The organism is Serratia sp. H402Y (assembly GCF_051172415.1).
Lineage (GTDB): Bacteria > Pseudomonadota > Gammaproteobacteria > Enterobacterales > Enterobacteriaceae > Serratia > Serratia ureilytica.
On the sequence record NZ_JBPIYZ010000002.1, the window covers coordinates 1 to 12,315 of the forward strand.

At 56.5% G+C, this 12,315-nt stretch carries 11 protein-coding genes and 1 other annotated feature; of the genes, 5 read left to right on the forward strand and 6 right to left on the reverse strand.

All coding sequences use genetic code 11. From position 1 onward, the window contains the following. Nucleotides 1-477: 477 nt before the first annotated feature. From clpB to rluD, 3 genes are all read right to left on the reverse strand, one after another. Nucleotides 478-3,051, reverse strand: a complete 2,574-nt coding sequence (gene clpB / locus ACSBQS_RS13965) for an ATP-dependent chaperone ClpB (protein WP_025301647.1) — start codon at nt 3,049-3,051, stop codon at nt 478-480. Nucleotides 3,052-3,181: 130 nt separating this feature from the next. Continuing rightward, complete coding sequence (yfiH, locus tag ACSBQS_RS13970; RefSeq protein ID WP_033641938.1) at nt 3,182-3,913, reverse strand: purine nucleoside phosphorylase YfiH; 732 nt, start codon at nt 3,911-3,913, stop codon at nt 3,182-3,184. Then, nucleotides 3,913-4,890, reverse strand: a complete 978-nt coding sequence (gene rluD, locus ACSBQS_RS13975; RefSeq protein WP_197750010.1) for a 23S rRNA pseudouridine(1911/1915/1917) synthase RluD — start codon at nt 4,888-4,890, stop codon at nt 3,913-3,915. The genes yfiH and rluD overlap by 1 nt, the downstream gene beginning before the upstream one ends. A gap of 131 nt (nt 4,891-5,021) precedes the next feature. On the opposite strand from rluD, the gene bamD reads away from it, so the two are divergent. The 4 genes from bamD (at nt 5,022) to pheA (ending at nt 7,856) form a co-directional block, all read left to right on the forward strand. Continuing rightward, complete coding sequence (gene bamD / locus ACSBQS_RS13980) at nt 5,022-5,753, forward strand: outer membrane protein assembly factor BamD (RefSeq protein ID WP_004932456.1); 732 nt, start codon at nt 5,022-5,024, stop codon at nt 5,751-5,753. Nucleotides 5,754-6,065: 312 nt separating this feature from the next. Continuing rightward, complete coding sequence (gene raiA, locus ACSBQS_RS13985) at nt 6,066-6,407, forward strand: ribosome-associated translation inhibitor RaiA (RefSeq protein WP_004932457.1); 342 nt, start codon at nt 6,066-6,068, stop codon at nt 6,405-6,407. A gap of 122 nt (nt 6,408-6,529) precedes the next feature. After that, nucleotides 6,530-6,656, forward strand: a sequence feature (Phe leader region). Then, a complete protein-coding gene (locus ACSBQS_RS13990) occupies nt 6,531-6,578 on the forward strand; it encodes a hypothetical protein (protein WP_101428074.1) in 48 nt (15 codons plus the stop codon). (Overlaps the previous feature by 48 nt.) Before the next feature lie 42 nt (nt 6,657-6,698). Next, nucleotides 6,699-7,856 (forward strand): bifunctional chorismate mutase/prephenate dehydratase, encoded by a 1,158-nt coding sequence (gene pheA, locus ACSBQS_RS13995; protein ID WP_197666564.1) that lies wholly within the window; start codon nt 6,699-6,701, stop codon nt 7,854-7,856. 54 nt (nt 7,857-7,910) lie between these two features. Here the strand turns inward: pheA and tyrA are convergent, their stop codons facing one another. Then, complete coding sequence (gene tyrA / locus ACSBQS_RS14000) at nt 7,911-9,032, reverse strand: bifunctional chorismate mutase/prephenate dehydrogenase (protein ID WP_033641935.1); 1,122 nt, start codon at nt 9,030-9,032, stop codon at nt 7,911-7,913. 3 nt (nt 9,033-9,035) lie between these two features. Beyond that, nucleotides 9,036-10,112, reverse strand: a complete 1,077-nt coding sequence (locus ACSBQS_RS14005) for a 3-deoxy-7-phosphoheptulonate synthase (RefSeq protein WP_016929016.1) — start codon at nt 10,110-10,112, stop codon at nt 9,036-9,038. Between the two features lie 495 nt (nt 10,113-10,607). Here ACSBQS_RS14005 and ACSBQS_RS14010 point away from each other — a divergent pair, with 495 nt between their 5' ends. Then, nucleotides 10,608-11,372 carry a DUF481 domain-containing protein gene (locus ACSBQS_RS14010; protein ID WP_033641933.1) on the forward strand — a complete coding sequence of 255 codons (765 nt, stop codon included), beginning with the start codon at nt 10,608-10,610 and terminating at the stop codon, nt 11,370-11,372. Nucleotides 11,373-11,418: 46 nt separating this feature from the next. On the opposite strand, the gene ACSBQS_RS14015 is transcribed toward ACSBQS_RS14010, so the two are convergent. Further along, nucleotides 11,419-12,315 (reverse strand): helix-turn-helix domain-containing protein, encoded by an 897-nt coding sequence (locus ACSBQS_RS14015; protein WP_147839177.1) that lies wholly within the window; start codon nt 12,313-12,315, stop codon nt 11,419-11,421.

Below are 12,315 nucleotides of genomic sequence, written 5' to 3' on the forward strand. Positions count from 1 at the left end.
TTACTGCATGAATTTTACTTCAGTTAGTCACTCTTCAAGACTTGATATTTTTTTGCATCCGAAGATGCTGGATATCGTCTTGTGGAGTGCCCACACAGATTGTCTGATAAATTGTTAAAGAGCAGTGAGTTAGGCGCTTTCGCTTGCTAACTCGAGGTGGCGTATATTACGCTTTTCACCCGGAGAGTCAAGCGTTTATTTCGCTTTCCTCTCGCTGACCCGGCGGCTTGTCAGTCGTTGTTCCCGGTCAGTGGAGGCGCATTATAGGGAGTTCTCGGCAGGCCGCAACCCCTAAATGCAAAAAAATTTTCAAGCGTTCAAATAATCACCAAAAACGCCTTTTTAGGATGTTTATTAGTCAGAAAATACCGGTTTTAGCACAGTAATAGCGGCAAACCCTGTAAACAGGGACAAACGAAGGTAAAGAAAAGGGAGCGGTCACCCGCTCCCTTTCATCTTTATTACGCTTAATTGCCGTTATTGTCGGGCAACGATATGGTCGTTTTCCACATCCAGCGTTACCAGCTTGCCGGGGATCAGCTTGCCGGACAGGATTTGCTGCGCCAGCGGGTTCTCGATTTCCTGCTGAATAGCGCGTTTCAACGGGCGTGCGCCATATACAGGGTCGTAGCCGGTTTTGCTTAACAGCGCCAGGGCCGGTTCGGTCATGGTCACTTCGTAACCGCGCTCTTCCAAACGCTTGTACAGACGCGACAACTGAATCTTGGCGATCGCGGCGATGTGTTTCTCGCCCAGCGGGTGGAACACCACCACTTCGTCGATACGGTTGATGAACTCCGGACGGAAGTGGTGACTCACCATCTCCATCACCGACTCTTTCATCTGCGCGTAGTTCATCTGACCGAAATGCTCCTGGATCAGATCGGAACCCAGGTTGGACGTCATGATCACCACGGTATTGCGGAAATCGACGGTGCGGCCTTGACCATCGGTCAGGCGGCCGTCATCCAACACCTGCAACAGAATATTGAACACGTCCGGGTGCGCTTTCTCGACTTCATCCAGCAGAATCACCGAATAAGGCCGGCGACGTACGGCTTCCGTCAGGTAGCCGCCCTCTTCATAACCGACATAGCCCGGAGGCGCACCGACCAGACGCGAAACGGAGTGTTTCTCCATAAACTCGGACATATCGATACGCACCATGGCGTCGTCGCTGTCGAACAGGAACGAAGCCAGCGCCTTGCAGAGCTCGGTTTTCCCCACCCCGGTCGGGCCGAGGAACAGGAACGAACCGATCGGTCGGTTAGGATCGGACAGCCCCGCACGGCTGCGGCGAATCGCATTGGAGACTGCGCTGACCGCTTCGTCCTGGCCAATCACTCGCGAATGCAGTTCTTGTTCCAGGCGCAGCAGCTTGTCGCGCTCGCCTTCCAGCATTCTTGCGACCGGGATCCCGGTGGCACGCGCCAGCACTTCGGCAATCTCCGCATCGGTCACCCGGTTGCGCAATAGCTTCATGCTCTTGCCTTCGGCCTGCGTGGCGGCGGCGAGCTGTTTTTCCAGCTCAGGGATTTTGCCGTACTGCAGTTCCGACATCCGCCCCAGATCGCCGACGCGACGCGCCTGCTCCAGGGTGATTTTGGCCTGCTCGAGTTCAGCCTTGATATTCTGGGTGCCGGAGAGCGACGCTTTTTCCGCTTTCCACTCTTCTTCCAGCTCCGAGTATTCGCGCTCTTTCTGCCCCAGCTCATCGCTCAGCATGTCCAGGCGTTTCTTGCTGGCGTCGTCAGACTCTTTATTCAGCGCCTGCTGTTCCAGTTTCAATTGGATGATGCGGCGCTCAAGCCTGTCGAGCGACTCCGGCTTGGAGTCCATCTGCATGCGAATGCTGGACGCCGCTTCGTCGATAAGGTCAATAGCCTTGTCCGGCAATTGACGATCGGCGATATAGCGGTGCGAAAGCGTTGCCGCCGCCACAATGGCCGGGTCGGTTATCTGCACGTGGTGGTGCAGTTCGTAACGCTCTTTCAGGCCGCGCAGAATAGCAATGGTGTCTTCCACGCTCGGCTCAGCCACATACACTTTCTGGAAACGACGTTCGAGCGCCGCATCCTTCTCTATATATTGACGGTATTCATCCAGCGTAGTGGCACCGACGCAGTGCAGCTCGCCGCGCGCCAGCGCCGGCTTCAGCATGTTGCCTGCGTCCATCGCGCCATCCGCCTTACCGGCGCCGACCATGGTGTGCAGTTCGTCGATAAACAGAATAACGCTGCCTTCCTGCTTGGCCAGATCGTTGAGCACGCCTTTCAGACGCTCTTCAAACTCGCCGCGATATTTGGCGCCGGCGATCAAGGCGCCCATATCGAGGGACAATACGCGCTTGTGCTTCAGTCCTTCCGGCACTTCGCCGTTGATGATGCGCTGCGCCAGGCCTTCGACGATGGCGGTTTTACCCACGCCAGGCTCGCCGATCAACACCGGGTTGTTTTTGGTACGGCGTTGCAGCACCTGAATGGTGCGACGGATCTCTTCGTCACGGCCGATCACCGGATCAAGTTTGCCCTGCTCAGCACGTTCGGTCAGATCGATAGTGTATTTCTTCAATGCCTGCCGTTGGTCTTCGGCGCCTTGGTCTTCCACGCTGTCACCGCCTCTCATTTGTTCAATGGCTTTGCTGATTTTGTCGGCCGTCGCGCCGGCCGCTTTCAACAAGTCGGTCAACGAGCCGCGGTCTTCCAGCACCGCAAGCACAAACAGCTCGGAAGAAATGAATTTGTCCGCACGCTTTTGCGCCAGCTTGTCGCACAGGTTCAGAACGCGCACCAACTCGTGGGACGGTTGAACGTCGCCACCGGTGCCTTCTACCTGCGGTAAACGGGACAGCGCCTGTTCGATCTCGGTGCGCACACGCCCGGCATCGATACCTGCGGAAGTTAATAGTGGACGAACCGTGCCCCCTTCCTGATTGAGCAGGGCGCTCATCAGATGTAGCGGTTCAATAAACTGGTTGTCGTGCCCAAGGGCTAGTGACTGGGCATCGGCGAGGGCAAGCTGGAATTTGTTGGTAAGACGATCCAGACGCATAACACCTCCAAGATGGGTCGAAATTGCTACTGGAGATTAAATGAGGTCATCCCTCAAATTTTCAAGGTTATCTCGACGCTAAATTTTCGGTACAACGCCATGCGTCGTTGGATCGTCCTAATTCAATAGGTTATATCAGCCAGATTAAACTTGCCAGACGTCCGGTTATTCCATCGCGTCGATAGGAGAAAAAATGGCTCATTTCGTTAACCGTACAGCGGTCGCCGCCATAAATGGCCTGAACGCCCGCACGCAACAAGCGTTGGCGAGCCAGCAAGTAGATATTAGCCAAAAACTTATCGCCATGCGGGGTAAATGCCGCTGCGGCCTCAGCGTCTTCCGCCATGAAAGCGGCGCGCACCTCCGGCCCGACCTCAAACTGCTGCGGGCCGATCGCCGGCCCCAGCCAGGCGCTGATTTGGCCCGGTGCGGCGCTGAACGCCGCCACGGTTTGCTCCAGCACGCCGTGGCATAGCCCACGCCAACCGGCGTGAGCGGCGGCCACTTCGTCGCCTTGCTGCGAGCAGAACAGCACCGGCAGACAATCCGCCGTCATCACTGCGCACACCTGACCCGGCACGTTACTGTACACCGCATCCGCCCGCAGATCGGCGGGCGCTTGTCCCGTCAACGTCACCACGCGAGTGCCGTGCACCTGCTCGAGCCATACCGGCATCTGCGGCAAGCCGGCGGCGGTAACCAACCGTTCCCGATTGCGCTTCACCGCTTGCGCCTCGTCACCCACGTGAGCGCCGAGGTTCAGCGAGTCATAAGGTGGCAGGCTGACGCCACCATCGCGCGTGGTGCTGCAAGCTTTAACGCCGGGAGGCAACGGCCAGTCGGGCAGAATGAGCGAGCGCATTACCAGTCCATCTGATCTTTGAATTCTTCGGTGTCCGCCTTCAGCGCGTTGATCAGATCGACCATGTCCTGCGGCAGCGGCGCATGCCACTCCATCTGGATGCCGCTGATCGGGTGATACAAACGCAGCATGGTAGCGTGCAGCGCCTGGCGGTCAAAGCCGCGCAGCGCGTTGATGAAGGCCTCCGAAGCGCCTTTCGGCGGACGCGGACGGCCGCCGTACAGCGGATCGCCCACCAGCGGATGGCTAATGTAAGCCATGTGCACGCGGATCTGGTGAGTACGGCCGGTTTCCAGGCGCAGGCGCAGACGAGTGTGCGCGCGGAAGTGCTCCATAATGCGATAGTGCGTCACCGCCGGCTTACCCATCGGGTGCACCGCCATGTGAGTGCGCTTGGTGGAATGGCGCGCGATAGGTTCTTCTACCGTACCGCCTGCCGTCATGGTACCGATCGCCACCGCTTCGTATTCACGGGTGATTTCGCGCGCCTGCAGCGCCTCCACCAGCCGGGTTTGCGCCGGCACGGTTTTCGCCACCACCATCAGGCCGGTGGTGTCTTTATCCAGACGGTGCACGATGCCGGCACGCGGCACGTCGGCGATTTCCGGGTAGTGATGCAGCAGCGCATTGAGCACCGTGCCGTCCGGGTTACCGGCGCCAGGGTGCACCACCAAATCGCGCGGCTTGTTGATCACCAGGATATCGCTGTCTTCATAGACGATATCCAGCGCGATATCCTGCGGCTCCCAACGCGCTTCTTCTTCTATCTGTGCATCGATGGCGACTGTCTCTCCGCCCAGCACCTTCTCTTTCGGTTTGTTTGACGTTTTGCCATTGACCTTCACCCGATCGCCCAGGATCCACTCTTTTATGCGAGATCGTGAATAATCAGGGAACAATTCGGCCAAAGCCTGATCTAAACGTTGTCCGAGTTGAGATTCGGCCACCGTTGCGGTGAGTTGTACTTGTTGTGCCATATGCAGCTTCTTCGTTAACGTTGGGTTTTCACGGCGATGCCGTTTAATATAATGTGCTATTGTACCTGGTCTTTGTCGGGAGCTTAACGGACAGTCTCCCGGAATAACACCCTGAGGATAATCAAAACGTCATGACGCGTATGAAATATCTGGTGGCGGCAGCCACGTTGAGCCTGGCGCTGGCAGGTTGCTCCACATCCAAGGATGCGGTTCCCGACAACCCACCTTCGGAAATCTATGCTACCGCGCAGCAAAAACTGCAGGACGGTAACTTCAAGGGCGCGATTACGCAACTCGAAGCGTTAGATAACCGCTATCCTTTCGGGCCGTATTCCCAGCAGGTCCAGCTGGATTTGATTTACGCCTACTATAAGGCCGCCGACTTGCCGATGGCTCAGGCATCCATCGATCGCTTCATGCGTCTGAACCCGACGCACCCGAACATCGATTACGTGATGTACATGCGCGGCTTGACCGACATGGCGCTCGATGACAGCGCGCTGCAGGGCTTCTTCGGGGTTGACCGCTCGGATCGCGATCCTCAGCACGCTCGCGCTGCGTTCCGCGACTTCAGCCAGTTGATTCAGCAATACCCGAACAGCCAATACGCGACAGACGCCAACAAGCGTTTGGTGTATCTGAAAGACCGCTTGGCCAAGTATGAGCTTTCGGTGGCGGAATACTACACTAAACGCGGTGCTTACGTCGCGGTCGTTAATCGCGCCGAGCAGATGTTGCGTGAATTCCCGGATACCAAAGCGACGCACGACGTGTTGCCGCTGATGGAAAATGCTTACAAGCAGCTGCAGCTGAACGGCCAGGCTGACAAAGTGGCCAAAGTGATCGCTGCCAACCCGCAATAAGCGCGCGTCGGCAACGGCAGAAAAACCAAACGGCAGCCAAGGCTGCCGTTTTCATTGGCGTCGACCGGGTTTTCACTGGAAAAATACACAAGTAAAAACACGGTGTTAGCTAGCGCTCCTCACCGGTCAACTCATCGATAATGCGCCATCCGGCGGCAACTCTCAAGCATTAGATAGCCAATTCAAATGCTGAATCACAGATTGAACTAACTTTGCAAAAAGTGACAAAAAATCGTGATTTACATCACGCATTTAAACAAAAAGCGGGGTATGCTGGGTTCACCAAGACGGAAAGACAGAGAGGTAAGTTATATGACATTGAACATTACCAGCAAACAAATGGATATCACTCCCGCAATCCGCAATCACGTCGAAGACCGTCTCACCAAACTGGAAAAATGGCAGACCCAGCTGATAAACCCGCATATCGTCTTATCTAAAGAACCGCAGGGGTTTGTCGCCGACGCTACCATTACTACGCCTAACGGCCCGCTGGTCGCCAGCGCCAAACATGATGACATGTACACCGCCGTTAATGAGCTGATCGCCAAGCTGGAACGCCAGTTGAACAAGGTGCAGCATAAAGGCGAAGCGCGCCGCTGCAATGCCAGCGTGAAAGACATCGTGCCGGAAGTCACGCAAGAGCAGGAATAACCGTCCGACAGCGATTGCCGCATCAAACGCGCCCGAGGGCGCGTTTTTTGTCGGGTATTTTTGTTGACGGGGTAAAAGCCAGCGGTTACTTTAAAACCTGTTCGCATTAACCTTAGGTAGACCATGCCACGCACACCGTTTTTCTTCGCATTCTTTTTTACCTTCCCCTGACTGGGAGGCGTTTCGTCGTGTGAGAAAGAATGCGAAGACGAACAACAAGGCCTCCTGGAAACAGGGGGCTTTTTTTATGGCTGTTATACAACGAATAAGAACTGAAGGCGGAAGCTGATTATGACTGACAACCCGTTATTGGTGCTGCGCGAGCGCATCAGCGCACTGGACTTGAAACTGTTGGCCTTGCTGGCGGAACGCCGTGAGCTGGCGATCGAAGTCGGCAAGACTAAGCTGCACTCTCACCGCCCGATCCGTGACAAAGAGCGCGAACGCGATCTGCTGGATGCGCTGATCGCCGCCGCCAAGCCTTACGACCTGGACGGTTTCTACGTCACCCGCCTGTTCCAACTGATCATTGAAGACTCCGTTCTGACCCAGCAGGCGCTGTTGCAGCACCAGCTCAACCCCGTCAGCCAGCATTCCGCCCGCATCGCTTTCCTCGGCCCGAAAGGCTCTTATTCACATCTGGCGGCGCGCCAATACGCTGCCCGCCACTTCGATCGGCTGATCGAATGCGGCTGCCAGAAGTTTCAGGATATTTTCGCCCAGGTGGAAACCGGCCAGGCGGACTACGCGATTTTGCCGATCGAGAACACCAGCTCCGGTTCGATAAACGAGGTCTACGATCTGCTGCAACACACCAGCCTGTCGATCGTCGGCGAACTGACTAACCCTATCAACCACTGCGTTCTGATCGCCGGCGACAGCGATCTGAGCCAGATAGAAACCGTCTACAGCCATCCGCAGCCGTTCCAACAGTGCAGCCAGTTCCTTAACCGCTTCCCGCACTGGAAAATCGAATACACCGAAAGCACGGCGGCCGCGATGGAGAAAGTCGCCAAGCTGAATTCGCCGAAGGTGGCTGCACTGGGCAGCGAGGCCGGCGGCGCGCTGTACGGGTTGCAGGTGTTGGAACACAATCTCGCCAACCAGCAGCAAAACATCACTCGCTTCATCGTGCTGGCGCGCAAAGCGATCGATGTCTCCGAACAGGTGCCGGCAAAAACCACGCTGATCATGGCGACCGGCCAACAATCCGGCGCGCTGGTCGAAGCGCTGCTGGTATTGCGCGATAACGGCATCATCATGACCAAGCTGGAATCACGTCCGATCAACGGCAATCCGTGGGAGGAGATGTTCTATATCGATGTGCAGGCCAACCTGCGCGCCGAGGCGATGCAAAAAGCGCTGCGCGATCTGGCGCCGCTCACCCGCTCGCTGAAGGTGCTGGGCTGTTACCCAAGCGACACCGTGGTGCCGGTCAACCCATCCTGAAACTGTAAAAAAGGGTTCGGCCAAGCCGAACCCTTTATGTTTACTGCCCGCGTTTTACTGCCGGCTGTCGTTAGCCTGCCGCAACAACGTACGGCTCTCCACCAGGAAGCGCTGGGCGTAATCGCCGAACCAATGCTCTACCTTGCGGAAGCTCTCGATAAACGCCTGTTTGTCGCCATGCTCCAACAGCTTTATCGCCTCGCCGAAGCGCTGGTAGTAACGCTTAATCAGCGCCACATTTTCTTCCGACGACATAATGATATCGGCGTACAGCTGCGGATCCTGTGCGAACAGGCGGCCAACCATCGCCAGCTCCAACCGGTAGATTGGCGAAGAGAGTGCCAGCAGCTGCTCCAGTTGCACGTTCTCTTCCGCCAGGTGCAGCCCGTAGGCGAAGGTAGCGAAGTGCCGCAGCGCCTGAATAAACGCCATATTCTGATCGTGCTCGGCCGCGCTGATGCGATGCAGCCGCGCCCCCCACACCTGCAACTGTTCAAGCAGCCACTGATACGCCTCCGGCTGGCGGCCGTCGCAGTAGACCACCACCTGCTTGGCCACGCTGCCCACGTCCGGGCCGAACATCGGATGCAGACCGACCACCGGGCCGCTGTGCGCCGCCAACATCGCGTGCAAAGGCCGGTTCTTCACCGACGCCAGATCCACCAGAATACAATCGGCAGGCAGCGTCGGCAGGCGGCTTATCACTTGCTCGGTCACGTGGATCGGCACGCTGACGATCACCATGCCGGCATCCGCCAACAGCTGCTCCGCCTGCGGCCAATCTTCCTGATCCAACACCCTGACCTGATAACCCGACAACGTCAGCAAGCGATTGAACAGCCGGCCCATTTGGCCGTTGCCGCCGATAATGACGATCGGCCGCAGCTGCGGGCACAGGGTTTTAAAGCCCTTATCGTTCTCGCTGACGTAAGACTCGCGCATCACGCGGCGCAACACATCTTCGATCAGATCCGGCGGCACGCCGAGATTTTCCGCCTCCCGGCGGCGCGAGGCCAGCATCGCGGCTTCGCGCTCCGGCACATAAACCGGCAAACCGTGGCGGCTTTTGACTTCGCCCACTTCCGCTACCAGATGCAGGCGTTTCGCCAGCAGATCCAGCAGCGCTTTATCCACCTCATCGATTTGATCGCGCAGCGCGGTCAGTTCTGCCACCATAACTTACTTTTCTCCCGTGCGGGCCGTCAGCGCAGCGCCGAGTTCCTGATGCATATGGCGCAACAGGGTTTCCGTACTCTCCCAGTTGATGCAGGCGTCGGTGACGGACACACCGTAACGCATGTCTGCACGCGGCTGTTCGGAAGACTGATTGCCCTCATGCAGATGGCTCTCCAGCATAATGCCGGTGATTGAGCGGTTACCCGCCTTGATCTGCTCCACCACGGACTCGGCAACCGCCGGCTGACGGCGATAGTCTTTATTCGAGTTGCCATGGCTGCAATCTATCATCAAGGACGGGTGGAGTCCCGCCTCAAGCATCTGTTTTTCACAGGCCGCAACGTGCTCAGCGCTGTAGTTCGGAGTTTTGCCGCCGCGCAGGATCACGTGCCCATCCGGGTTGCCCTGAGTCTGCAGCAGGCAAACCTGGCCTGCCTGGTTAATGCCGACGAAGCGATGCGGCATGGCAGCGGCGCGCATGGCGTTGATGGCGGTGCCCAGGCTGCCATCGGTGCCGTTTTTGAACCCGACCGGCATCGACAGGCCGGATGCCATTTCTCGGTGGGTCTGAGATTCGGTGGTACGCGCGCCGATCGCCGACCAGCTGAACAAATCGCCCAGGTACTGCGGGCTGTTCGGATCCAACGCTTCGGTAGCCAACGGCAAGCCCATGCCCACCAGATCCAGCAACAGGCGACGCGCGATATGCAAGCCTGCTTCAACGTCAAACGAACCGTCCATGTACGGATCGTTGATCAAACCTTTCCAGCCGACAGTGGTTCTGGGTTTTTCAAAGTAGACGCGCATAACGATATACAGCTGATCGCTCAAGTCAGCCGCCAGGGTTTTCAAACGACGGGCGTAGTCCAGCGCCGCATCCGGATCGTGGATCGAACAAGGCCCACACACCACCAACAGGCGATGATCGCGCCCCTGCAAAATGTTGGCGATGGTGTTACGCGCAGTGGCGATTTCATTTTCGTCGTCGGCGCTGAGCGGGAACTGGTTCTTCAGCTCCTCCGGCGTGATGAGAACCTGTTCTGCACTGATGTGTACGTTATTGAGCGCGTCTTTTTGCATGATGCTATTCCTGTCGTTTGGCGTTATGCGTTGAAATGGAACATTGAGCGTTTCAGGGGTCTACCCTATCACGATATGTAAAGTTTTCAATCCATTTTCCGTAAATAAAAGATTACCGTCATTATCTTGCTTAAACCACCTTTGAGTCAGGGTTGCGAAAATATATTTAAATTCAATAAATACAATATATTAAACAATTAAACAGCCCATCATCACGCTGTAGCCCCTCCTGCCTAACAAAGCCATTTATCGTAAATATATTTGTACACTATATTTTACAGCGAGGATGCACGCCCCATCTCGGCACCGGCGGCCGGGCAAAGCAGGATCAGCACGAAATGCCGTCGAAAGCGATGAATTTAAGTAGAAGAAAAGCGAATAAATGAGGGATAAAAATTAAAAACTTAAGCTAATGGCGGCTATTTTTGTCGCCGAAATGAACCGATATAATGTGACCGTCATCAACAATAATCACCCTTAACAACTGGATCCAAGATGCTCTCTTCCCGCGCTCGTCGCGCTTTTCCGCTGTATATTTGCTGCTTAACGACTTTCACCAGTGTTTCAGCCCTTGCCGACAATACGCTTTTCACCGCGATGGACGATCCGGCCACCGCCAAGAAACCGTTCGAAGGCAACGTGCAGGCGGGCTACAACGCCCAGTCCGGCAACTCGCAGAGTTCCACTCTGTTGGCCAATACCAACATGACCTGGTTCAACACCGACGCGGCGTACAGCCTGTGGGGGGCGGCCAACAACACCACCTCCTCCAACGTGCGCTCGTCCGAAAAGTATCAGGCCGGCGGCCGTACGCGCTATAACCTGACCGATCGCAACTACCTGTTCGGCCAGGCCAGCTGGCTGAGCGACCGTTTCAACGGTTACGACTCACGCTCCACGCTGACCAGCGGCTATGGCCGTCAAATCCTCAACGGGCCGCTCAGCGACCTGCGGGTGGAATTCGGTCCCGGCGTGCGCCATGACGAATACCATGGCGGCGGCCGCTCGACCAAAGGGCTGGCCTATGGCGCGGCCAACTATTCCTATCAGCTGACCGACAACACCAAGTTCATTCAGGGCGTCTCCGCACTGGCGAACGAAGAAACCACGCTGAACTCGGAAAGCGCGTTGAACGTGGCGATCAACGATCGCTTTTCACTGCGCGTAGCTTACACCGTGACCTACAACAGCAAGCCACCGGCCTCCGCGCCGAAGAACACCGACACGACAACCTCGGTCACGCTGGTCTACGGCCTGTAACCTGCCCGCCCATTATTTCTCGAAGCCCATCATCGATGGGCTTTTTTTATGCCTGCGGCGTCAACGTTAACCAGACCATGCCAAGCGCTTTCAATGCATCCGGAGAACATTGAAAGTCGACGTTGCCGCCGCTGACCCGCACCTGGTTACCCGGTAAACGCGCTATATCGTAAACGTCCAGGTTACCGTCGATGTCCACCAGCCAGCGGCCATTGGCGATATGCGTAACGGCCAGATCCACCAGCCAGGATACGCGCCCGCCATCAACATAAGCCGGCTGAGCCACGCCGTCAGGAATCAAAGAACAGTCTGCCGACCACTGCCCCCCCTCTTTCAACTGCCCGGCGAGCAGGCGATATTTCGGTATCGTGCGAGCTTCGGATACCGGAACCGCCGATGCGGCATCACCCCACATCTCCCCCTGGCCCGTCGCCAGCCACAGCAGCGAGACGCCTGTATCCAGAGCACAGGTCACCACGATATCGCCGGGGAAGTAGTTGCGGCGGACCCAGGTGCTCATCGTGCCTGAAGAGATACCCAGCAGGTCGCCCAATTCTTTTTGCAGATTGAAACCGTAAGCATCCAAAATGCGGCGCAATACCCCTTTCCCGCCGGAAGCCAAAACGCGATCGTAAAGCGCTTTACCTTGCGCAGATGACGCAGGCTTGCGATTTCCTTTTGAATTTGCAAGTTCACCAGTCATCAGCCAGGCCAGGTCTGCTCCCGTAGTTAACGCGCAGTTGATAATGACATATCCGGGAACACTACCCCGCTGTTGCCAACTACTGATGTTATTCGGCGCTATCCCAAGGATTTCACTCAATTCCTTCTGCGTGCCAACGCCATAAGATGAAAGAACTCTCTCAATTACCGCTCCCACGGAGGTGTTGTTGTTTGTTGCATCTTCACGCATATCATCACCGATTAAAAATGAAATTCGCAT